Annotated in this window: 17 protein-coding genes; 9 read left to right on the top strand and 8 right to left on the bottom strand. The window is 39.5% G+C overall.

The genetic code is table 11. From position 1 onward, the window contains the following. Positions 1–205: 205 nt before the first annotated feature. From HHL20_RS16755 to kduI, 8 genes are all read right to left on the bottom strand, one after another. Positions 206–1,825 carry a UxaA family hydrolase gene (locus HHL20_RS16755; protein WP_169232327.1) on the bottom strand — a complete coding sequence of 540 codons (1,620 nt, stop codon included), beginning with the start codon at positions 1,823–1,825 and terminating at the stop codon, positions 206–208. Positions 1,826–1,829: 4 nt separating this feature from the next. Then, positions 1,830–3,293, bottom strand: a complete 1,464-nt coding sequence (locus HHL20_RS16750; RefSeq protein ID WP_169232326.1) for a tagaturonate reductase — start codon at positions 3,291–3,293, stop codon at positions 1,830–1,832. 219 nt (positions 3,294–3,512) lie between these two features. Further along, entirely contained in the window at positions 3,513–5,045 is a 1,533-nt protein-coding gene (locus tag HHL20_RS16745; protein ID WP_169232325.1) for an MFS transporter, read from the bottom strand. A 156-nt stretch (positions 5,046–5,201) separates the two neighbouring features. Next, positions 5,202–5,861: a beta/alpha barrel domain-containing protein gene (locus HHL20_RS16740; protein WP_169232324.1), complete on the bottom strand. Its 660-nt coding sequence runs from the start codon at positions 5,859–5,861 to the stop codon at positions 5,202–5,204. A gap of 77 nt (positions 5,862–5,938) precedes the next feature. Next, positions 5,939–6,946, bottom strand: a complete 1,008-nt coding sequence (locus tag HHL20_RS16735; protein WP_169232323.1) for a sugar kinase — start codon at positions 6,944–6,946, stop codon at positions 5,939–5,941. 362 nt (positions 6,947–7,308) lie between these two features. After that, complete coding sequence (gene uxaC / locus HHL20_RS16730) at positions 7,309–8,706, bottom strand: glucuronate isomerase (protein WP_169232321.1); 1,398 nt, start codon at positions 8,704–8,706, stop codon at positions 7,309–7,311. 18 nt (positions 8,707–8,724) lie between these two features. Then, positions 8,725–9,507 carry a gluconate 5-dehydrogenase gene (locus HHL20_RS16725; RefSeq protein ID WP_169232319.1) on the bottom strand — a complete coding sequence of 261 codons (783 nt, stop codon included), beginning with the start codon at positions 9,505–9,507 and terminating at the stop codon, positions 8,725–8,727. Positions 9,508–9,515: 8 nt separating this feature from the next. Next, positions 9,516–10,352 carry a 5-dehydro-4-deoxy-D-glucuronate isomerase gene (gene kduI / locus HHL20_RS16720; protein ID WP_169232317.1) on the bottom strand — a complete coding sequence of 279 codons (837 nt, stop codon included), beginning with the start codon at positions 10,350–10,352 and terminating at the stop codon, positions 9,516–9,518. 864 nt (positions 10,353–11,216) lie between these two features. On the opposite strand from kduI, the gene HHL20_RS16715 reads away from it, so the two are divergent. From HHL20_RS16715 to HHL20_RS16675, 9 genes are all read left to right on the top strand, one after another. Next, positions 11,217–14,234 carry a SusC/RagA family TonB-linked outer membrane protein gene (locus tag HHL20_RS16715; protein ID WP_169232315.1) on the top strand — a complete coding sequence of 1,006 codons (3,018 nt, stop codon included), beginning with the start codon at positions 11,217–11,219 and terminating at the stop codon, positions 14,232–14,234. Between the two features lie 10 nt (positions 14,235–14,244). After that, positions 14,245–16,080 (top strand): RagB/SusD family nutrient uptake outer membrane protein, encoded by a 1,836-nt coding sequence (locus HHL20_RS16710; RefSeq protein ID WP_169232314.1) that lies wholly within the window; start codon positions 14,245–14,247, stop codon positions 16,078–16,080. Between the two features lie 78 nt (positions 16,081–16,158). Continuing rightward, on the top strand, positions 16,159–17,181 hold the full coding sequence (locus HHL20_RS16705) for a pectinesterase family protein (protein WP_169232313.1): 1,023 nt from the start codon (positions 16,159–16,161) through the stop codon (positions 17,179–17,181). A 25-nt stretch (positions 17,182–17,206) separates the two neighbouring features. Next, positions 17,207–18,619, top strand: a complete 1,413-nt coding sequence (locus HHL20_RS16700; protein WP_169232312.1) for a pectate lyase family protein — start codon at positions 17,207–17,209, stop codon at positions 18,617–18,619. A 64-nt stretch (positions 18,620–18,683) separates the two neighbouring features. Then, a complete protein-coding gene (locus HHL20_RS16695) occupies positions 18,684–19,937 on the top strand; it encodes a glycoside hydrolase family 88/105 protein (RefSeq protein ID WP_169232310.1) in 1,254 nt (417 codons plus the stop codon). Between the two features lie 54 nt (positions 19,938–19,991). Next, positions 19,992–21,635, top strand: coding sequence for a glycoside hydrolase family 43 protein (locus HHL20_RS16690; protein WP_169232309.1), 1,644 nt, complete (start codon positions 19,992–19,994; stop codon positions 21,633–21,635). 82 nt (positions 21,636–21,717) lie between these two features. Further along, entirely contained in the window at positions 21,718–22,563 is an 846-nt protein-coding gene (locus HHL20_RS16685; protein WP_169232308.1) for a rhamnogalacturonan acetylesterase, read from the top strand. A 1-nt stretch (position 22,564) separates the two neighbouring features. Continuing rightward, positions 22,565–24,232 (top strand): glycoside hydrolase family 28 protein, encoded by a 1,668-nt coding sequence (locus tag HHL20_RS16680; RefSeq protein WP_169232307.1) that lies wholly within the window; start codon positions 22,565–22,567, stop codon positions 24,230–24,232. A 32-nt stretch (positions 24,233–24,264) separates the two neighbouring features. After that, on the top strand, positions 24,265–25,173 hold the full coding sequence (locus HHL20_RS16675; RefSeq protein WP_169232305.1) for an alpha/beta hydrolase: 909 nt from the start codon (positions 24,265–24,267) through the stop codon (positions 25,171–25,173). Positions 25,174–25,196 lie beyond the last annotated feature (23 nt).

Genomic DNA, 25,196 nt, shown 5'->3' with positions numbered 1-25,196 from the left:
AAAGCCCGTTCCTACTGATATAACAGCAAAATTACATGATTATTTGTGAAAAAATCCCCTTCGCCATGCGAAATCTTTGCCCCTACTACAACGTACACGATCGTGCGAAAAGATGGGTGGCATTTGAATTTAAAACAATAAAAGAAAATGCTCCCCACCGAAGCAGGAAGCATTTTCAACCCTAATATTTAATATAACTAACCCATTACAAGGAGACCCCACGTCTCCAAGGAATGAAATCATTCTGATTTAATAAGTCGGCTTTGGTTTTGACCTCGCCGCTTGCTATTTTGATAATGTATTCGAGCAGCTCGTCTGCCGCTTCAGGAATGGTTTTATCCCCGCTGATCACAGTTCCTGCGTTAAAATCAATAATATCCGGCATTTTCTCTGCCAATGCGGTATTGGAAGAAATCTTCACCACAGGGGCAATAGGATTCCCCATGGGTGTTCCGAGGCCTGTTGTGAAAAGAACGACTGTTGCTCCTGATCCGACTAACGCGGTCGTACATTCGGCATCATTTCCGGGAGTACACAGAAGATTGAGTCCGGGTTTTGTCGCGTATTCCGTAAAATCCAACACTTCTACGATGGGTGCGGCACCGCCTTTTTTGGCTGCGCCTGCGGATTTCATGGCATCGGTAATCAATCCGTCTTTGATATTTCCGGGTGACGGGTTCATATCAAACCCTGATCCTGCAGCGACTACGGATTTTTCAAAATCTTTCATTAGCTGAAGGAACTTCACACCATCTTCATCGTTGATACAACGGTTCACTAACTCCTGCTCTACTCCACACAGTTCAGGGAATTCGGCAAGCATGGTCGTTCCGCCAACGGCTGCCATAATATCGGAAACTTCTCCCAAAACAGGGTTTGCGGAAATTCCCGAAAAACCATCTGAACCGCCACATTCCAAACCAATATTCAGTTTGGTGATAGGAGCAGGTCTTCTTTCAATATTATTGGCTTTTTTTATTCCTTCATAAGAATCTTTAATCACGCCGGTCAGCATTTCGTCAATGGTTCCCGATTTCTGCTGTTCGTAAACCACGATTGGTTTTTTGTTATCCGGAGCCAATGCATGAAGGGCATCCATAAAGATCTGCACCTGGAGATTCTGACAGCCTAAACTGAGAACGGTAGCGCCCGCAACATTAGGATTGTTGACATATCCTGCGAAAAGCCGTCCCAATGCTTCTGCATCCTGACGGATTCCGCCACAACCACCCTGATGGGTAATGAATCTTACGTCGATATTTTTAAATATTCTTGTATCCTGCTCTTCCTGTTCCACAGCCACATCAGTCTCTGCTCCGCCATTCAATAATGACCTTAACAACAGCTGGTGCTTGCTTGCTTTTTCGTGAAGCAATTCTTTTTCAAATATGTCTTTCAGGGTTTCGATATTCTTGTTTTCGCAGAATACCAGAGGGAAGAACAACCATACATTTTCCGTCCCGACCTGTCCGTCCTCACGGTGATAGCCCATAAAAGTGCGGTCTTTCCATTTGTCTACATTCGGCGGATTCCAGCCCAGTGTAGCCGTTTTACCTTCTACTTTTGCACTTTGGTGCTTTACATTTTCCGTGGTGATCACCTCCCCTTTTCTTATCGGCTGATTGGCTTTTCCAACGATTACGCCATACATGATAATATGGTCGCCATCCTGAAAATCTACGGCAGCGAATTTATGTTTGGCTTTAATATCTTTTATAACCGTATACTCTGTACCGTCAAGATGTACCGATTCTCCGGCAGGCAAATCCAGCAGCGCTACAATAACGTTGTCTTTGGAATTTACTTTCAGTACTTTCTTCTGCATGATTTTAAGAATTGAATGCTACAAAATTGTTATAAGCCGTTTCGATGTCATTGTGATCAATTTCATACAATGCTTTGGCAACGGCTGACTTCAGACCTTCAACCTGAGTAAGATTGATGTCCCAGAATGAAGTTTCAGAAAGCGCTGATTCTGCGACTTTCTCATAGTCCTCATTTTTCCAGATCTCTCTGAATTTAGCGATGATTGCCTCTTCGTCATTCAACGGAAGCGATTTTGCGCCAAAGCTTCCCTGGTAGAACCTGATTAAACAGGCCAAAGAAAAGGTAAGATGTAGCGGCAATTTTCCGTTATCTTCCACGTATGTCAATAAACTTGGCAATACCCTTACTTTAAATTTGGACACGAAGTACAGCGCGATACTTGCCAGATAATGTTTGATAAACGGATTTCTGAAACGGTCGAACACTTCTTCAGCAAAATCTTTCAGTTCGGTTTCATCCAAGCCTAAGGTTGGGTTGACTTCATTAAAAATGGCATCACTCAAAAACTTTCCGACAAATGGATTATCAATCGATTCTTTTACCGTTTCTTTTCCTGATAAGATCGCCGGAGCCAGCATTAAAGTATGGCCGCCATTCAGGATTCTTACTTTTCTCAAACGGTACGGCTGAATATCATCAACGACTAAAATCTGCTCATTGATTTTATTAAATGGAATTCTCTCCATAAGATTTCCGGCATCCTGAATGACAAAAAGCAGAAAACATTCTGAAACAACCATCATCCGGTCTTCATAATCCAGCTGATCTTCGTATGTTTCCACATCATCTTTCGGGTAACCGGGAACAATCCTGTCGACCAGTGTATTGTGGAAATAGTTGTTTTCATTTACCCATTGTACAAAACCGTCTTCCAGGTTCCACAGCCGGGCATATTTAATGATGATATCTCTTAATGCAAATGCATTATCTTCAATGAGCTCACATGGAATGATTCTCAATCCTTTATCAGCCGCTCCATTGAAATGCCTGAATCTTTCATGAAGCAAAACCGCTACTTTCGCAGGGAAATTTTTGTGCGGACCGTTGTATGAATTTTCGGTTTCATCATAAGCAATCCCGGTTTCCGTGGTGTTTGAAAAGACAAATTCCAATTCTTCTTCTTTTGCCAGGGCTAAGAACTGATCGTAATCGGTATAAGGATTAATGGATTTCTGAATGGCAGAAATGACCTGTTTCTTATCTATGATTTCGCCCTTTTTAATCCCTCTCGTGAAAAGCGTGTAAAGATTGTCCTGCTCTTGCAGCTTATGAACCGATCCGTTGGGTGTAGGCTGAACGTTTACGATTCCTGCATTGAATCCTGCTTCTTTATTTAATGTATCAATGATATAATCGGTAAATCCTCTCATGAAGTTTCCGCCTCCAAACTGTACAATTTTAACGGGAAGCTTTTCCTGAGAATTATTTAATTCACGATTTAATTTTTGTTTTATCTGATTTTCCATTTTTCTAATTTGAATTAAATTGTGTTTTTAATTCTGCTAAATCTTGGTGCAGGATGTTTTTTAACGCAAAGTCCGCAAAGATTTTTTTAATGCTTGATGTATATTTTTAAGTTCACAAGTTACTTCGGCAGGCTCAGCATAAACTTTTACTCAACGAAATACCTATAATTCTTTATGTTGTTCAAACCTATAAGGTTTTGGAAACCTTATAGGTTTAATTTATTTTATTACTTTATACTTAGGAACTAAAGTTTTCATCACTGCCCAGGCTATTAAATAGGCTACCGCACAAACTGAAAATATGATCATGTATCCTTTGTCAATTCCATCGACTACAACTGCTCCTGATTTTTCCAGTTGCTCGAAGAAGCCGTCCGGTAATCTTTCGTTTACATATTGAGGATATTTTTCCAATAACGGAACACCGTCTACGGTTGACCATGCTTTATGAGCGTGATCAAATAAAAGCCCTGAAGATTTATTGATTAAAAAAGATCCGATTCCTCCTGCCATTCCGCCGATTCCTGTAATCGTAGCAATGGCTTTTTTCGGGAACATATCGCCCACTGTGGAGAAGATATTGGCAGACCATGCCTGGTGTGCTGCTCCGGCAATACCAATGATTAAAACAGGAATCCAGTAGGTTACGGAACCCAACGGCTGAGCCAGCAAAGCTAACAACGGGAAAAATGCGAAGATCAGCATCGCTTTCATTCTTCCGTTATAGGCATTCATTCCTTTTTTTTCTACAAAATATTTCGGAAGCCATCCTCCAATGATGGACAATAAAGTTATCATGTAAAGGACAAATAAGGGGAATGCGCTTTGTGTGGAATCCATCTGATACACCGAGCTTAAATATGCCGGAGTCCAGAACAGGAAAAACCACCAGACGCCGTCTGTCATAAATTTTCCGAAAGCAAATGCCCAGGTCTGTCTGTAGCTGAAGCATTCTTTGAAGGTGAATTTTCTTTCATCTGCCCGCACGGCATTTTCTTCAACAGGCACATCTTCCTGATCCTGATTGATATAGTTAAGCTCATGTTCGTTTACTTTATGATGCTCATGCGGTTTTTTATAATAAAATACCCAAAGTCCCATCCATACAAAACCTAATGCACCGATAATGATAAATGCCCATTCCCAACCCATTGATTTTGCAATGAAAGGAATGGTGATGGGTGCTGCCAACGCTCCGACTGTGGCTCCTGCATTCCAGATACTGGTAGATAAGGCCCTGTCTTTTTTAGGAAAATATTCTGCCGTAGTTTTAATAGCTGCCGGAAAGTTTCCTGCCTCCCCGATGGCCAACACGAAACGGGCAAATATAAACAGGGTTACACTGGTACTGATAATGGCTGAAGTATTTGAAACGGTTGCGATAAGTTCTTTTGATCCGTGAAAACCCGCCAGCCAGTTCCCGGTAAGAATTCCTGATGTAGCGATACCGCAGAAAGCATGTAAAACGGCTCCTACAGACCATATTCCAATAGCCCAGAGGAATCCTTTCTTGGTATCCATCCAATCGACAAATTTTCCTGCGAAAAGCATTCCCAAAGCATAGAAAATAGAGAATAGCGCAGTGATATTTCCGTAATCGTTATTGTTCCAGTGAAATTCCGGGGCGATGAAATCTTTCCACGTTAATGATAAAACCTGACGATCCAGATAGTTGATGGTTGTAGCAATGAACAGCAATGTACAAATCGTCCATCTGAATTTACTCGGTTTAAGAGATTTAACTGAACTCATATTAGTTTTTTTGAATTAGTTATTTTTTGTTTTTTTATTAATGATGGTATTTGTTTTAACGCAAAGTCCGCGAAGTTTTTTTGACTACTAACTATTTTTAAGTTCGCAAAGGCGCTCTGCTCAGCTAAGATCGCAAAGTATTTAGCTTATTAATCATTATTTTAAAGCCTGAATAATATCCAGAACTTTCTTTGTTTCATTTTCAATGGCTGCATATTCTTTTGCTGCCATAAGTTCTTTGCTTACAAGCTTACTTCCCATTCCCACTGCAGAAACGCCGGCTCTGAACCAGCTTTCAATACTCTCTTTAGTTGTATCTACCCCGCCCGTCGGCATAAATTTAAGATTCGGGAACACATCTTTTATGGCATTCATAAAACCTGTCCCCAACGCATTGCCCGGAAATAGTTTAATGAACGTAACGCCAGCGCTCTCCGCTTCAATGATTTCCGTAGGGGTCATACAACCGGGGCTGTATAATATATCTTTCGGAATCAGGAATGCAGCAACGTCAGCTACAAAACCGGGACTGATGAAAAAATCAGCTCCGACTTTTTCATATTCTTCTGCCTGATGTAGATTTTTAATGGTTCCGATTCCTAAAAGCATTTCGGGCATTTCAGCATTACGAATTTCTACCATTTTGGTAAAATTGCTTAACGCTGCTTCGCCACGGCTTGTGTATTCCACTGCACGGATTCCTGCTTTGTAAAGTGATCTCAGTATTTCTATAGTTACCGTTTCATCAGCATTATAATACAGCGGTAAAATTCCCTGATTAATGATGGCGTTGGTAATAGTCTGAATTTTTGTCATTTTCTTTTTGTTTTTAATGCGAAGTGGCAAAGTTGGGAGCCGTGTTAGAGCTTTGAGCTCTAACAGGGCTGGGGTTCTTACCTTTTTATTCTTCCTCCTGAATTTCCGGACATTACTTCCAGAATATCTTCTGCGCTGGAGTAATTGATATCACCCAAAATAGTATGTTTGATAGCACATGCGGCGTTGGCAAAATTCAGTGCTTTTTCGTCATCGAAATTGATTAGGCCATAGATCAAACCTGCGGCAAAGGCATCACCTGTACCTATTCTATCGACAACAGGATTTACCTCCAGCAATTCCGTTTCAAAATAATTTCCGTTAACCAGAGCTCTTCCCTGCGTTTGCTGAGAACTCGCTGTAACACCTATTCTAATTTTATCAAAAATTTTATGAATGGAAGGACATTGCTTTTTCAATTCTTCACAAGCCTGCAGAAAACCTTCTTTATCTGATGAAAACTGTGTTCCCAGAATTTCGTTGATTTCATTGGTTCCTCCGATGAAAATTGTAGACAGGGAAACCAGTTCTTTCAACACTTCATTTCCGGCTTTACCGTATTTCCAAAGATTGGAGCGGTAAGCAGGATCTGTTGTAATCTCAATCCCCTGCTCACGAGCCGTTTGTAACCCTTTCTTCAGTGCTTCATACGCTGCTTCTGAAATACCGGGACTGATGCCTGTCCAGTGAAAATATCCGCAACCTTCCAGGGCTTTATTCCAGTCGATTTCATCTGGCTTAATATTGGCAAAAGAGCCGTTTAATCTGTTGTAAGCAATTCTGCTCGCCCGGACTGATGAGCCTACTTCCAAAAAGTATAAACCAAGAGGATGCTCATTTTTAGAGATAAAACGGGTGTCAATTCCGAAGCTTTTTACAAAAGATAATGCCGATTCTCCCACGAAATCATCTGAAACAGCACTTACATGGCTTACTTCACAACCCATCGTTGCCAATGAAGATGCGACGTTGAGTTCTGTTCCGCCGAAAAAGAATTCTATTTCGTGGCTCTGCTTCATCGTTCTGTTCCCGGGTGGAGAGAGACGCATGATGATTTCTCCGAAAGTAAGTATTTTGTTGCTCATTGTTTTAATTAACTTTAAATATCTGTTTAACGCAACGGGGCAAAGATTTCTTTTAAACTTGATCTATATTTTTTAAGTTCGCCAGATGCTGACTACGTTGAATCTTCGATTTCACTCAGCTAAGATCACAAAGTAGGTTTAGATATATTTATTAAACCATTAAGATTTTTTAAGGAGTTAAGAACAATCAAATTGAGCTTCGCTTAAACTTTTTAGCTGAATAAAATCTATGATTTCATTTAATTAAACTTAACTTCTTAATGGGTTACATTTATTTTTTACTCCTCGCAGATTTAGCTGATTACGCAGAATATTTAAATCTGAGAGCTTGCTACTCTGCAGGAGACTTCTTTATTTAAATTTTAAAAATCAAAATAATTTTTAGCATTATGGTAACAGATGTCCGAGATGATTTTTCCGACATGTTCCATATCGTCCGGCAATTCTCCTTTTTTCATTTCTTCACCGAAAAGGTTGCACAATACCCTTCTGAAATATTCGTGTCTCGGATAGGAAAGAAAACTTCTTGAATCCGTAAGCATTCCGACGAAGCAGCTGATCAATCCCATATTGGAAAGGGCATTCATCTGCTTGATCATTCCGTCTTTCTGGTCAAGGAACCACCATCCTGAACCGAACTGTACTTTTCCTTTGATGCTTCCATCATTGAAATTTCCGATCATGGTTGCGAAAATTTCGTTATCGGCAGGATTTAAATTGTATAAAATGGTTTTCGTTAATTTATCTTTTCCGTCCAGTGCATTTAAAAATTTAGATAAATTTTCTGCCTGTACAAAATCCCCGATAGAATCCCAGCCGGTATCCGGACCAAGAATTCTGTGCATTCTTTCGTTATTATTTCGCAACGCTCCCAGGTGGAACTGCTGAACCCACCCGAACTGGTGATATGCCTCACCCAGGAATAATAAAATGGCCGTCTTGAATTGGTTTACCTGCTTTTCAGCGATAACTTTTCCGTTCAGCTTATCATTAAAAATAGCATTTACCTCTACTTCCGTAGCTTCCTCGTAAGAAATATTATTCAAGCCGTGGTCGCAAAGCCTGCATCCGTTTTCATGGAAATATTCAATTCTTTTCAATAAAGCATCACATAAGGTCTGGTAAGAATTAATTTCAATTCCGGCAGATGTACCTAACTTTGAGATGTAATCTGCAAAATTGTGGTTTTCTATTAAAATCACTTTATCAGGACGAAAAGCGGTACTTACTTTAATGGAAAAATCACTCTTTGCGAGATCCTGATGATAATTGAGAGTATCTGTAGGATCTTCCGTTGTACACAGAGATTCCACGTTCATCATTTTCAATAATCCTCTGGTAGATTTTTCGGGAGTCTGCAGCTGTGCCGTGATATTATCGTAAATTTCTGAGGCATTGTTTTCATTCAGCAATTCATCGATTCCGAAATATCTTTTTAATTCCAGATGCGTCCAGTGATATAAAGGATTTCTTAAGGTGTAAGGAACCGTTTTTGCCCACGCCTCGAATTTTTCTTTGTCTGAAGAATCTCCTGTAATGAATTTTTCGTTTACCCCTAAAGTACGCATGGCTCTCCATTTGTAGTGGTCTCCTGCAATCCATACTTTAGAAATATTTTCAAAAACGGTGTCTTCTGCAATATCTTTAGGGATAAGGTGATTATGATAATCAATGATAGGCTGCTTTTCGGCAAATCTGAAATATAATTCTTCAGCGTATTTATTTTGTAATAAAAAGTTGTCTGTTATAAAAGGTTTCATTCTCGTGTAATTCTGTTGTTATTCATTAGCAGGTTTCCCGATGGTCGCAAGAATCCCTCCGTCAACGTAAATGATCTGTCCATTGATGAATTTGCTTGCATCCGATGCCAGGAAAATAGCTGTTCCTGCAAGATCTTCAGGATTCCCCCATCTTCCTTCCGGGGTTCTGCTGATGATAAAATCGTTGAATGGATGTCCGTCCACTCTGATGGGTTCTGTTTGTGACGTGGCAAAATATCCGGGACCGATACCGTTCACCTGAATATTGTGTTTTGCCCATTCTGTTGCCAGGTTTTTGGTAAGCATTTTCAGACCGCCTTTTGCAGAAGCATATGCTACTACATTGTCGCGGCCCAGCTCACTCATCATTGAGCAGATATTGATGATCTTTCCGGATTTTCTTTTGATCATGTATTTTCCAACTAATTTGGACATGATAAAAGGTCCCGTAAGATCTACATCGATTATTTTTCTGAAATCTTCTACTTCCATATCAATCGCCGGAATGCGTTTAATGATTCCTGCATTATTGACAAGGATGTCTATTTTTCCATGAGTAGCTTCCATTAGAGCCACTTTCTGTGCAGCTTCCAGTTCATCCGTTACATCAAACAGATATCCTGTGGCCTTATATCCTTTAGAATGGTAATAGTTTAAAGCTTCCTCTAATTTTGATGGCGTAGTACTTGTAATAGCCAGCTCTGCTCCTGCAGCAGCCAAGCCCTCTGCCATTGCCATTCCCAATCCGTGAGTACCACCTGTAACAACCGCTACTTTACCGGATAAATCAAATAAATTCATTAGAAAAATTACTTTAGTTCGTTAGTTTTGATACCGTCCATGTCACCATAATCCATATTTTCTCCTGCCATTCCCCAGATAAAGGTATAGTTGGAAGTTCCCACTCCTGAATGGATAGACCATTCCGGGGACAAAACAGCCTGTCTGTTGGTCATAAAGATATGACGGGTTTCGTGTGGCTGCCCCATAAAGTGGCTCACTGTCTGCCCTTCTTCAAGATCAAAGTAAAAATAAGCCTCCATTCTTCTTGCATGAGTATGTGCAGGCATTGTGTTCCAAACGCTTCCCGGATGAAGTTCCGTCATTCCCATCTGCAGCTGACAGGTTTCCAGCACAGAATTCACAATCAATTTATTGATCGTACGTTTATTGGCATATTTCTCTTCACCCAACTCTACAATTTCCGCTTCGTTTTTTGTGATCTTTTTATTCGGATATGGGTGATGCGCCGGAGCTGAATTGATGTAAAAATATGGCTGTGCATCACCAGCTTTTTCAAAAATCACTTCTTTTGCACCTTTTCCTATATATAAAGCTTCTTTGTTGCCAAGCTCATACACTTCACCGTCTACCGTTACTTTCCCGGACCCTCCTACATTAATAATCCCCAATTCTCTTCTATCCAGAAAATAAGGGGCTTTCAGATCGTCAGTCGGTTCCAGTTTCAGAGCTTTTGTTGCAGGCATAATACCGCCTACAATAAGTCTGTCGTACATTGAATAGACTAATTTTACCTGGTCTTCATTAAACAAATCATTGATCAGAAACTCCCTCCTGAGATCTTCTGTAGTATATTTTTTTACATCTTCGGGATGATGGGCGTAACGAAATTCTGATTTTTCCATACTTCTTATTTTCTTTTTTGCGGTTTATCAAAACCTGTTAAACATTGCGTAATCGATTGCATAAAATTACACTAAAATTTATAGAAATACTTTTGGGATAAATATATAACTATTCTTTAATTTCTTAACAAAAATTTAATTTAAATTTATAAAATAATGATTTACATGATGTTAAAACTATATCTCTATATGTAATTTAAAAATTTAAAGACTTTTTCAAAATAAAATACTGCCCGAAATTAATTGCTACCCGTAAAGATGAAAAAAAATGTAACAGAAAAAATATTGCAGACTACGTCTATTAATATTTAATAAAATGATAAAAATTATTCCATAATCACATAAATAATTGGTTTATCATACATATAAAATAATTGCCGATGAAACTGCAGGTAAAAGATGACAAAAATCAGAAAAAAACCTTAAATTTTATTTCCAGCTGTTAATTTTGGTAATTTTTTCCCGTTAAAAGGACTGATATTTTAATTAAATTTTAAGATTAAATTTAAATATCCTAAATTTTATTTGTTATTTTTTACTGTATGAAGACATATCATATTATTTTTATATTTAATTGATTTTCAATAAACTAAATAATAATAATTAATCAATACTTCTTTATTCTTAATAATTTTTCAGATCGAATTAATGAAAAAATAATATTTTTTTCTTTGCATATTGGAAAATAATATTAGTTTAGAAGCCAAGATATTTGTTATGAAAAATTACGCAATCGATTGCACAGTGATAAGCGTCAATTTTTTGAAAATATTTTCCACTAAAAAATAGAATACTTAAAATCCACCAACAAAAACAAAGATTGAAAAAACTTTCAACCAAAAATTAAAACTATAAGGATACAAAATGGATAAAAAAGTACAATCAGTAAAGTGGTTATACCTAACTGCCTTTCTACTTCCTGTCCTTGCTATGGCTCAAGAGAAAGAAACCCGAAAGGAAAAGGAGACCAAGATTGACGAGGTAGTTTTGGTAGGCTATACCAAGGTTTCTAAAAAGGATGTCACCAATGCCGTGTCGTCTGTAAAGGCGGACGCCATAAAGGATATGCCTTCTACCAATGCTGCGGAAGCCATCCAGGGAAGGCTTGCCGGTGTACAGGTTTCCCTGAGTGAAGGATCTCCGGGCGCAGATGTAGATATTGTGATCAGAGGAGGAAACTCCATTACCGGCAGCAATGCTCCACTTTATATTGTGGACGGGGTTCAAATGGATAATGCACTTACCATTTTATCACCAAAAGAAATCGAATCAATAGAGGTGCTGAAAGATGCGTCTTCTACCAGCATTTACGGAGCCAGAGGTGCCAATGGTGTGGTTTTGATCACAACGAAAGGCGGCCGTAAAAGGGCCAAGACGTCAATTAATTACAACGGATTTTTAGGAGTAAGGTCAATCCAGAATACAATTGATGTCCTTGATCCGTATCAATACGTATTGTATCAGTATGAAATCTACAACAAAGGGGGTGTTCAGACAGACATCGATGCTTTTAATACAAGATACGGCAGCTTTCAGGATATCAGAAAAAATTATGGTAATATCAAGAAAATTGACTGGCAGGATGAAGTTTTTGGAAGAGAAGCCTTCAACTTTACACACAATGTAGCTGTAACGGGAGGATCAGAAAATTCTTCGTTCTCATTATCATTAAACAATGTTCAGGAAGATGGTATCATGATCGGTTCAGGGTTTAAAAGAAACATGGCCAATTTCAAATATGACTATGATCTTTCTAAAAAGCTGAGTATGACACTGAATGCAAGATACAGCAGACAGACCATTTTTGGTGCAGGAACTTCAGCGACAGGTTCACAAAGTACCAACCGATTGAGAAATGCCGTGAGGTATCAGCCTTTTGAAGGAGGACCAGCCCAGAATATTGATGAATTCGATCCTTTATTTGCCAATGAAACCAATCTTGTAAATCCTATTATCCTTGCTGATAATGAAGTGAAAGAAAACGGGAGAAATGATCTCCTGCTGAACGGTGTTATTGAATATAAGATCAATAAAGACTTTACTTTTAGAAGTGTAATCGGATATGTGCAGAGAGATGAATTTGTAAATCAGTTCTCGGGAGTCGTTACCAGCCTTGCAAGACAGAATAACGATCAGCCGGTGGTCTTTTTAAGCAAAACGCAATCGAGAAGGATTACCAACACCAATACACTGAATTTCAGGAAAACTTACGGCAATCATAAAGTCGATTTCTTACTGGGACAGGAAACGGTGAAAACTGATGCCGAATCATTAACCATGAATATCAAATGGCTTCCGAAATCCATCAGTGCTCAGGAAGCATTTGCCAATATCCAGTCGGCCAATCCGCCTTCAGGCTTAGTTCAGGATAATCCTAAAGCAGATGTATTGCCAGACAGGATCGTATCCTTTTTCGGAAGAGCAAACTATATTTTCAAAAATAAATACATTGTAACAGCCTCCATGAGAGCAGACGGATCAAGTACATTTGGTCCCGGAAACCGATGGGGATATTTCCCGGCGGCTTCGGTTGCATGGAAGATTAATGAAGAAAATTTCTTAAAGGAAAGCCGGGTTGTTAGCGAACTAAAATTGCGAGCAGGATACGGTCTGTCCGGAAATAACAGAATTAAAGCGTTCTTATATGATACTTTTTTCACCACATCCTCAGATTACGGCTATGCTTTCGGAACAAATGTAACCCCCGGAGCAACGACGGGTAATATCATGTCCAACAGAAATGTAAAGTGGGAATCCGCAGCTTCAGCAAATGCAGGATTGGATTTCGGATTATTTAAAGGAAAAGTATACGGCTCAGTTGATGTCTATCAAACCGATACAAAAGACCTTCTACTACTGGCAAAAATTCCACAGACTACAGGTTATGAATACCAATATCAGAATTCCGGAAGCACTACCAATACAGGAATTGAAGTTTCTGTAGGAAGCACAGTTATCAGCAATGATAATTTCACATGGAAGATAGATGCCAATATTTCATCCAACAGAAATACCATCAAAAGCTTAGGAAGCAGTGCTTCTGCAAGTGCAAACTATTACCTGTTTCCTTCCGGATGGCAGAATAACCTGAATGATTTCTTAGTACAAGTGGGAAAACCTGTTGGTACGTATTGGGGATATGTAACAGCCGGCAGATATGAAATAAATGATTTTGATTATAACCCGACAACACAGGTATATACCCTGAAAGCAGGCATTGCAAGTTCTGCTGCGGCGGCCAACGGAGCAAGACCTGTACAACCCGGAGATCTGAAACTGGAAGACCTCAACGGAGATGGTGTGATTGATAACAATGACATGACCGACCTCGGAAGTGCCCAGCCGAAATTCTATGGTGGATTTAATCAGACTTTCCGCTATAAAAACTGGGATATGAGTGTAATGTTTAATTTCTCGGTTGGAAATAAAGTCTACAATGCCAACAAAATTGAATACTCTAACCAATATCTTTACAGGGACAACAACATGCTTGCAGAAGTTGCTGACCGATGGAGATGGTTTGATGATAACGGCGTAAAAGTAAATGATCCTAATGCCTTAGCTGCGCTGAATGCCAATACTACTATGTGGACTCCGCCGGCAGGTGCTTATTTCCTTCATTCGTATGCTATTGAGGACGGTTCTTTTCTTCGTCTGAATAACCTGACCATCGGGTATTCTCTAGGAAAAGACTTTACCAAACAACTCGGGCTTTCCAATTTCAGATTGTATTTCACCATGAATAATGTGTTTACCATTACAGGATATTCGGGATACGATCCTGAAGCCAATACAAGAAGAAATCCTTTAACACCTGGTGTAGATTATGCCGCTTATCCGCGCAGCAGATTCATTTTATCGGGAGTTGATATCACTTTTTAATCTTACTATCATGAAAAAAAATAAATTTTTAATACTTGTTTTTTCTATTGCAGGACTTTTATCCTTTAATTCCTGCGAAGAGTATCTGGATGTAGAAAGCTTATCCAATACTGCTGAAAAACAACAGTTTGATTCCGTTTCAGATACCTTCTCTGCTTTGGTGGGAGTATACAACAGCACCATGGGTGACAATACATACGGACAGAGAATGAACCTTATCCTCTCACAATCGGGAGACGATATGAGAACCTCCGGAGATTATAATGCCAACGACAGAAGAGGTATCAGCTGTTTCGGGGCCATCCCTACCAACACCGAACTTCTCAGACCTTTTTTAGATACGTATACGGGTATTGAAAGAGCTAATCTTGTTATTAAAAATATTCCGCTTTCCCCTGTTTTCCAGACAGGGTCTGAAGCAGATAAAAAAATGATGAACAGATACCTGGGTGAAGCACTTACCCTGAGAGCTCATTTTTATCATGACCTTATTAAAAACTGGGGCGATGTGCCTTTTCAGGATATTCCTTCTGCAGACCTTCCTGATCTATATCTGGCTAAAACAGACCGGGATGTTATTTATGATAAAATTCTGGACGATCTGCTGAAAGCTGAAAGCCTGGTTCCGTGGAGATCCGAAGGTAATACGACCGCACAGAGAATTTCTAAGGCTGCCGTAAAAGGATTAAGAGCAAGAATCGCATTAGCAAGGGCTGGATATTCGTTGAGAAGAAATCCGCAGATGATGATGCAGGGATCAAATCCTCAAAAATATTATCAGATCGCTTACGATGAGTGTAAAGATATCATCAATTCCGGGCAGCATCAGCTTAACCCAAGTTATGAAGGGTTATTCAGATCATTGCATACCAATACTCCGGATGCGACCAATGAAATCATTTACGCGATCGGAGCATTCGGAGGGAACTCCAGAACCGACAGTAAAATCGGGTATTATAATGGGTTGAGACATGATGACACGGACTGGAAATCTTCAGGAGGGATCAATGCCATTCCGGTTTACTTTTATGAGTTTACCAAGTATGACGTAAGAAGAGATGTTAATATTGCCATTTTCAGAGTAAACACTTCTAAGCAGGAAGAACTTCAGACTTCCATCAACTGGAATGATGGTAAATTCAGAAAATCATGGACTTCTATCACGGGAACTTCCCAAAACCTTGGGATCGACTGGCCGCTGTTAAGATATGCCGATATTCTCCTGATGTTTGCTGAAGCTGATAATGAGCTGCATAACGGTCCGTCTCAAGAAGCAATCAACGCTGTGATGGCCGTAAGACAAAGGGCTTATGCTGGAAATTTAGGGCAGATAGGTACTATTCCTACCGACAAACCAGGGTTCTTCAATTATCTTGTGAAAGAAAGATTGTTGGAATTCGGTGGTGAAGGATTAAGAAAATACGACCTTATCCGTTGGAATCTTCTGGAAACAAAAATTAATGAAACCAGACAGAAACTTACACAGTTTATGAACGGAACAGGAGCCTACGCCAATGTACCGGAATATATTTTCTATAAAAAACCTGCCTCCGGTGTTGTCAATTATGTACCTTCAAAAACTGCACAGCAAAACGTTCTGGACATTGATTTCTATCTGAACGGAATTGCGAAAGCCGACATCTTTTACACCCCTAATCAAAGTGTTGCAACCCCTTCAGGATATACTAAGGTAAACTGGAGACTGGCGATGACGCAACCTTATATCAGCGGAGATCCGGTGAAAAGTTATGCCTATTATTTCCAGCCCAACAGAAAAGAACTTCTGCCGATTGCAGCAGATGTTATCAACTCCAACTATAACCTTACACAGGATTACGGATACTAGAAAAAGTTTCACATTCATATCAGAAATACAGGCTTCTGTCGAAAACGGAAGTCTGTATTTTAACTCAAAAATGATTTAATGAAAAACTCCTTATTTTTAAAAGATCTGAAAGCATTTTTAATGATTCTCACAGCAATATTCAATTTTCTTTCTTTTAAAACTGCCGACAGACTGATCGTAGTTTCAAAAGACGGAAAAGGTGATTTCACCACCGTTCAGCAAGCTGTGGATGCCGTTGAAAATGAGTCTTCCCAAAGAACGAAAATCTTCATTAAGGCGGGTATTTACAAAGAAAAAATTATTATTCCCGAAACAAAAAGCCCCATTACTTTAGAAGGAGAAAATCCTGAAAAAACAGTAATAACTTTTGATGATTTTGCTTCTAAAAAAAATCAGGAAGGAAAAGATATCGGAACCACAGGTTCGGCAACGGTATTTATTTATGCTAATCATTTCACAGCTAAAAATATCTCATTTGAAAACAGTGCAGGAAAAGTCGGCCAGGCTGTGGCGGTTTTAACTGCTGGTGATAAAATTGTTTTTGAAAACTGCAGGTTTCTTGGCAACCAAGACACCTTGTATTTGAAAGGAGCACAGGATCTTGAAGACAAAACCCAGCCTTCCAGAAATTATTTTAAAAATTGCTACATCGAAGGGACTACCGATTATATCTTCGGAGCCGGAACAGCCGTTTTTGAGGACTGTACTATTTATTCCAAAGAGACGGCAAGCTATATAACCGCGGCATCTACTCCAAAGGAAAACAATTTCGGGTTTGTATTTATTAATTGTAACATTGCAGGTAATGCAAAAGAAAATTCGGTATACCTCGGAAGACCATGGAGACCTTTTGCCAAAACGGTTTATATCAACTGTGATCTTAATTCAACCATAAAACATGAAGGGTGGCAGAACTGGAATAAACCGGATGCCGAAAAAACGGCTTTTTACGCAGAATATCATTCAAAAGGTCCAGGAGCTAACAGTGCTTCAAGAGTCGGCTGGTCACATCAACTCAAACAGGCCGAAGCCAAAGAATACACTGCAGGCAATATCCTTAAAGGAAAAGACAACTGGAATTTCAGAAAGACTTTAAAATAATTTTCAGCCGTCAGAATATTCAGTTATGAAAAAAAACTTTCGGAAATTTTTAATAATACTGATTATTTGCAGCATTTCAAATGTTGCAGAAGCCCAGAATGTCATTAGCTTTCCGGGTGCTGAAGGTTTCGGAAGGTACACCACCGGAGGGCGCGGCGGTAAAGTTTATCTCGTAACAAAATTAACGGACGACGGCTCCGAAGGAACTTTAAGATATGCCCTCGATCAAAAAGGCCCGAGATATATTATTTTCAGAACCGGAGGAACCATTTATCTGGAATCTCCGTTAAAAATACGGGAAGGAAATGTAACCATTGCCGGACAAACCGCTCCGGGAGACGGCATCACAGTAGCCAACTACGAAACTTTTGTAGCAGCAGACAACGTCATTATCCGGTATATGCGTTTCAGAATGGGTGATCTGAAAAACTATGAAGGCGATGCTTTAGGAGCAAGATTTATTAAAAACTTAATTGTTGACCACTGTTCCATGAGCTGGTCTACCGACGAAACAGTTTCCATATATGCCAGTGAAAACACAACGCTTCAGTGGTGCATTATTGCAGAAAGCCTTCGAAATTCGGTTCATCAGAAAGGTGCTCACGGATATGGCGGTATTGCAGGCGGGAAATTTGCGTCTTTTCATCATAATGTTTATGCCCATCACGACAGCAGAAATCCCAGACTAGGAGAATATGCCGGAAGCAAATTTGCTTTAACAGACCTTACCGATTTCAGAAATAATGTCATTTATAACTGGGGACACAACAGCGTTTACGGCGGCGAAGGAATGAATGTAAATATCGTCAATAACTATTACAAGCCTGGTCCGGCAACGATGACAAAAAAAAGAATTGCTGCCATCGATAAAAATGAAAAGCCGGAAGCAGAAGTGTATAATATCTGGGGAAAATACTATATAAATGGAAATGTGATGGAAGGCAGCCCGGAAGTCAACGGAGACAACTGGACAGAAGGCGTATTCAGCCAGATGAACCGTTACAACTTAACAGACGAAGACAAAAATACAATCAAAATAATCCGTCCACATAATATATCGAATAACGTAAAAACCCACTCTTCAAAAGAAGCTTATGACAGGATCTTGAAAATTGGAGGAGCGAGTCTTGTAAGAGATATTATTGATCTTCAAATTTTAAAAGATATTAAAAACGGAAGTTTTACCCATCAGGGCTCAAAAGGAAGTACAAACGGAATTATAGATTCCCAGAAAGATGCAGGCGGATTTCCGGATCTGAAAACCGGACAGCCTCTCCCAGATTCAGATATGGACGGAATGCCCGACGAATGGGAAATCAGAAACAATTTAGAACCAAAGAAATACAATGCCAACGGAAGAGATTTAGATAAAAACTACGATAATATTGAAGTGTATTTTAATGATATTGTAAAAAGCATAACCGAAGCACAAAATTAATGTCCATGACAGCTAAAAGGTTATCGAAGCTAAAGTCTAATCAATTTAAAGTATTAAAAAAATAATGAATTATATTCAAAATCATATTAAAATTTACGCCATCAGCGCTTTATGCTCGGGAATATTTTTTTCCTGCGCCCAAAAACCTCTGTACAATTCCGGTGAAGAAAAAACAGTAACCGTAAAAGAAAAAATCCCGGTTGATCTTCCGTGGTCACAGCGAATGCTTCTTTCCGAAATGAAAAGATTTCCCGAAGCATGGATGCTGGATTATAATAAAACTCCCAAATGGAGCTACCCTACCGCTATCGTTCTGGAAGGCGCAGAAAGAATTTTTGGACAGACCGGCAATCAAGAGTATTACCAATACATCTCTGCATTTGGCGAAACCATGATAAAAGAAGACGGAAGCATTCTTTCATATGATCTTTCAAAATACAATATCGACATGCTGAACTGCGGCAACGTTCTTCTGTATTTATATCAGAAAGAAAAAAAAGAGAAATATCTGACAGCGTTACAAACCCTCCGTTCACAGATTGACGGACAGCCGAGAACGTCGGAAGGAGGCTTCTGGCACAAAAAAATTTACCCTAATCAGATGTGGCTGGATGGATTGTACATGGGTGAGCCATTCTATGCTCATTATACCAACATATTCAGCAAAGGTGCGGATGCTGAAAAAGCGTACAACGACATCGTTAATCAGTTTGACCTGATTCAAAAACATCTGCTCGACAAAAAAACAGGACTACTCTATCATGCATGGGATGAAAGCAGAGAACAACAGTGGGCCGACAAAAAAACGGGACTTTCACCGAACTTCTGGTCCAGAGCCATGGGCTGGTACGGAATGGCAATCGTTGATGTGCTAGATTACCTTCCACAAAATCATCCGGGAAGAGCAAGATTGCTTTCTTATCTGAAATCGTATTGTGACGCCGTCATCAAGGTTCAGGATCGCGAAACAGGATTGTGGTATCAGGTTTTGGATAAAGGCGGCGAAAAAGGAAATTATCTGGAAGCCACGGGCTCATCCATGTTTGTTTACACCATGATGAAATCCGTCAACAAAAATTATCTTCCGAAATCCTATAAAAAATTTGCTAAAAAAGGGTACGAAGGCATTCTTAAAAATTTAATTACTGTCGATGAAAACGGAATGGTAAATTTAAACAGATGCTGCGCCGTTGCCGGTCTCGGAGGAAATCCATACCGAAGCGGTTCCTACGAATATTATATTAACGAAGAAATCCGGTCCAACGATCCGAAAGGAACCGGACCATTCATTCTGGCAAGTCTGGAATTTGAAAAATAATTTGTTTAACAGTTTGCGCTCCTTGCGTTAAATAAAGACAGATTAAATCTGATTATGAAGACAAAAAAAATTTTAAATATACTTTCAGTCACTGTTTTTTCGATAGCATCGAATTATCTGAATGCACAGGAAAAAAACTATGTTTCCGAAGTGTGGACGGCTGATCTGGGAAAAAACTATAAAAACCCGATTCTCCACGCAGATTACTCAGATCCGGATGTAATTCGTGTCGGTAATGATTACTATATGACCGCTTCAAGCTTTAACGAAGCCCCAGGATTACCCATTCTTCATTCCAAGGATATGGTCAACTGGAATCTGGTCAATTATGCCGTTGAAGATGTTTTGCCCGCCGAGCATTTCTCCGTTCCGAAACGAGGTGATGGAATCTGGGCACCAAGCATACGTTTTCATAAAGGTGAATTTTATATCTATTGGGGCGATCCTGATTTCGGAATTTATATGGTCAAAACCAAAGATCCGCTGAAAAAATGGGAAAAACCTGTTTTGGTGATGGAAGGAAAGGGCCTGATTGACGCCTGTCCGTTCTGGGACGAAGACGGCAATGCTTATCTGGTTCACGGATGGGCGGGAAGCCGTGCCGGAGTGAAAAGCATATTAACCTTAAATACTATGAATCCGGAAGGTACAAAAGTATTGGACAAAGGGACTCATATCTTTGACGGCCACCAAAACCATCCAACCGTAGAAGGTCCGAAAATGTACAAAAGAAACGGTTATTACTACGTTTTTGCTCCGGCCGGCGGGGTGGCTACCGGATGGCAGTTGGTACTACGGTCGAAAAACATCTACGGTCCTTACGAAGAAAAAATTGTTCTTGAACAGGGATCTTCAAAAATCAACGGGCCTCATCAGGGAGCCTGGGTAGATACGCCTTCCGGAGAAGATTGGTTTTATCATTTTCAGGATGTGGACACCTATGGAAGAATTGTTCATCTCCAGCCGATGAAATGGGAAAAAGACTGGCCTGCAATCGGAAAAGACACCAATAAAAATGGAATCGGAGAACCTGTTTTAACCTATAAAAAACCAAATGTAGGGCAATCTTATTCTATCATTACACCTTCAGAAACAGATGAATTTGATGGTGAAAAATTAGGTCTGCAATGGCAATGGAGCGCCAATGAAAACATTGTATGGTCTTCCAAACTTCCGGGACAGAAATTTTTAAGATTATTTTCCATAAAAGTTCCTGAAGGCGAAAAAAATCTCTGGAATGTACCGAATTTATTAACTCAAAAATTTCCGGCTCCTAATTTTACGGCCTCTACAAAAGTGAAACTGATGCCTGAAGAAGCTAAAGAAGGAAAAATTGCCGGATTATTGGTAATGGGAGCAGATCACGCTTCCCTTATTATCACCAATAAACCGGATGGATTTTATATTCAACTGAGAAAAGCAGAAAAAGCAGAGAAAGGCGGTGAGGAAAAGATTTTATCTGAAACGAAATTAAACGGAAACGAAGCCTATTTAAAAGTACATGTGAGCGAACCGAATGGTTTATGCCAGTTCAGTTATAGTGAAAACGGAAAAAACTTTACGAAAATAGGAGATATTTTCCAGGCAAAACCCGGAAAATGGATCGGTGCAAAAGTCGGTTTGTACAGTGTAAGCATGTCAAAAGCACCACGCGGCGGCTATGCCGATTTCGACTGGTTCAGAATAACTAAAAATTAAAATTATTATCGCACTGGAAATTTGTCGAAAAATCTTTGATTTTTTGCGCCTTTGGATTTACAATATAAATATTTTATAATCAATGAATAACAAAATTTTTTATATAGTTTCATTTTTATTAGTCGTTTTGCTGTTGTCAGGATGCAGTTCACAGAGCAGCGTTCAGAAAACAACGGCAAAACGCGATAAAAGCGTTACGCATATTTACCTCATCGGCGATTCTACCATGGCAGATTATACGAGAGACTATGAACCGGGAAAAGACTATATGAAAGTACGTTATCCGATTACCGGTTGGGGACAGGTTTTTCAACCTTTCTTCATGAAAGACAGCCTGACCAATATGAAACCCGGTATTGCAACAGATTCCGTAGCAGTGATCGACAGAGCGCATGGCGGAAGAAGTACAAGAACTTTTTTCCAGGAAGGAAGATGGAGATACGTTTATGAACACCTGAAGCCGGGAGATTACGTACTGATGCAGTTTGGCCACAACGACAGCTCCGAAAAGCATACGGAGCGATATGTGAATATTGAAGGATATAAAGAATTTTTAAGATTATTTGTTATCCAGACAAAACAAAAAGGGGCCAATCCCATTATTTTGACCCCGGTGGCCAGAAATTATCCGTGGAAAGATGGAAAACTGCAGAATGTTCACGGTGAATACTGGCAGGCTCCGATTGATGTAGCGATGGAAATGAACGTTCCGTACATCGATTTAAATAAATTGTCCATGGAATACTTTACCCATAAAGGCCAGGATTTCACCACGAATCATTACTTTATGAATTTCCCTGAAAATACCTATGAAGCTTATCCTAAAGGACAGAAAGACAATACGCATTTTCAGCCGGAAGGTGCAAAAGCCGTTGCCTCGCTGGTTTATCAGGAATTTAAAAAAATAATTACAACTCAAAAAAAATAAAATGAAGAAGTCTTTAAAAATGATCGGTTTGGCTGCAACGTTACTGTTTTCAGCTCAGATAAATGCCCAAAACCTGGATATTTATAAAAATATTGAGTTTAAAATGCCTCAGGTAACGGAAACCTCATTTCCTGCCAATACAGTTTCTATTATCCAGTTCGGAGGAATTTCCGGAGGCACTGCAAAAAATACGGAGGCTTTCAGAAAAGCTATTGATGAGTTAAGCAAAAAAGGTGGCGGTAAATTAGTTGTGCCGAGAGGAATGTGGCTTACAGGACCGATTATGCTTAAAAGCAATATCAACCTTCATGTGGAAGAAGGCGCATTCATCGTTTTCAGTAAAGATAAAAACGATTATCCTTTGGTGGACGTAAGCTTTGAAGGGCTAAACACCATTCGCTGCCAGTCTCCTATTTCAGCAAAAAATGCGACGAACATCGCCATTACGGGAAAAGGGGTGATTGACGGAAGCGGTGACGCATGGAGAGCTATTAAAAAAAGTAAAGTTTCCGAATCTCAATGGAAAGACATTGTAAAATCAGGAGGAATCGTATCTGCGGATGGCAAAAACTGGTATCCTTCGGAAAGCTATAAAAAAGGACTGGAAAGCAGCTCTAATTTTAATGTTCCGGATAAAATTTCCAAAGATGAATTAATTACCGTAAAAGATTTTCTTAGACCGGTAATGGTAAGCTTAGTTGGCTGCGACAAAGTCCTGCTGGACGGACCGACTTTCCAGAATTCTCCGGCATGGAACCTGCATCCGCTGATGTGTTCCAATGTTATTTTAAGAAATCTTACGGTAAGAAATCCGTGGTTTTCGCAGAACGGAGACGGTGTAGATTTAGAATCCTGTAAAAATGTTTTAATTTACGATAATACATTTGATGTTGGTGATGATGCGATCTGCATCAAATCCGGAAAAGATGAAGACGGAAGAAAAAGAGGAATGCCTACTGAAAATGTTATTATTAAAAATAATGTGGTGTATCATGGTCACGGAGGGTTTGTGATAGGAAGCGAGATGTCCGGAGGAGCAAGAAATATTCATGTTTCCGATTGTACTTTTATCGGTACCGATATCGGCCTGCGTTTCAAAACAACCCGTGGAAGAGGTGGAATTGTGGAGAATATTTATATCAAGAATATCGATATGAACAACATCCCGACACAGACGATCGGTTTTAATATGTTCTACGAAGGCGCATCTCCTGTGCTGGAAGACGGACAGAAAAAGGAAGAAAACAAAACCCCTGAAAAGGTTTTTCCGGTAACGGAAAAAACACCGGTATTCAGAAATATTTTCTTTAAAAACATCAATGCCGTGAATTCTGATGAAGCCATAACTTTATTCGGGCTTGCGGAAATGAACCTTAAAAATATTGTGATTGAAGATTCACAGTTTGACACCCGGAAAGCATTAACCATTGCAGACGCAGACGGAATCCAACTTAAAAATGTAAAGCTGAAATATACCGAAGGAACGGGTGCAACCATTTACAACAGTAAAAACATCAACCTTTCAACGGTGAAATTTGAATCAGCAAACAAACCTTACGTAAAAGTGTTAGGAAATAAAACGGGAGCAGTCCTTCTGCCGAAAGAAATTGGGTCTGACAGGAGTTTACTTTCTGCGGGTGCAGATGTATCGAAAAATGCAGTTAAATAATTAATTAAATAGTATAAAAACTCCATAAGCGGATGATTTTTAGCATAAAACATACTTATATTTCTATTTTTTTAATGGGGACCATGGCATTCGGGCAGGTAAAACGACCGAATGCCACTCCTTATACCAATGAAATTACATTTGAAAAATTAAAGAAGAAATATTCTTTTTTAACTCCGATTGACCGGCTGGTTCCTCAAAATGTCATTATTGACAAAGACGTAGAATACAAGAATATCAATGGAATTTCTTTAAAAGCAGATATTTATTATCCCAAAGATCAATCTAAAAAATATCCCGGAATAGCAATGGTTCATGGTGGCGGATGGATTTCCGGAAGCAAGGAAAATGAAAAATACATGGCGATGGAACTCGCTTCAAAAGGATATGTTGTGATTGCTGTCGGCTATCGCTTAGCTGATGTTGCCAAATATCCTGCCGGCATGGAAGATATTGAAACCGGAATTCAATGGTTGAAGAACAATCGTAAAAAATATGCTTTAGATAAAAGGAAAATAGCCGTGTACGGAGAATCTGCGGGAGCACAAATGGCCACCTTGGTGGGTGTAAAATCAAAGAATAAAATCCAGGCCATTGTGAATGTGGACGGAATTGTTTCATTTATTCATCCTGAAGCTGAAGAAAGCACCTATGCAGCGTACTGGCTGGATGGCGACCGAGATGTTAATCTGAAAAACTGGACAACCGCTTCACCTCTAGAGTATGTTGATAAAAATACGCCACCGACTCTTTTTATTAACAGCTCACAACCGAGGTTTCATGCTGGCAGAGACGATATGATGAATAAATTAAGACAGTATAATATTCAGACAGAATTCCATGAGATTAAGGATTCGCCGCACTCTTTCTGGTCGGCAGAACCTTGGTTTACGGAAACCCTGAATCTCACTGTTGATTTTTTAAACAGGGTTGTGAAATAATAATTTTAACACACAGAAATTAA

It is taken from the genome of Chryseobacterium cheonjiense (genome assembly GCF_012927265.1).
Classification (GTDB): Bacteria; Bacteroidota; Bacteroidia; order Flavobacteriales; family Weeksellaceae; genus Chryseobacterium; species Chryseobacterium cheonjiense.
This window is presented reverse-complemented; position numbering and strand designations above follow the sequence as displayed.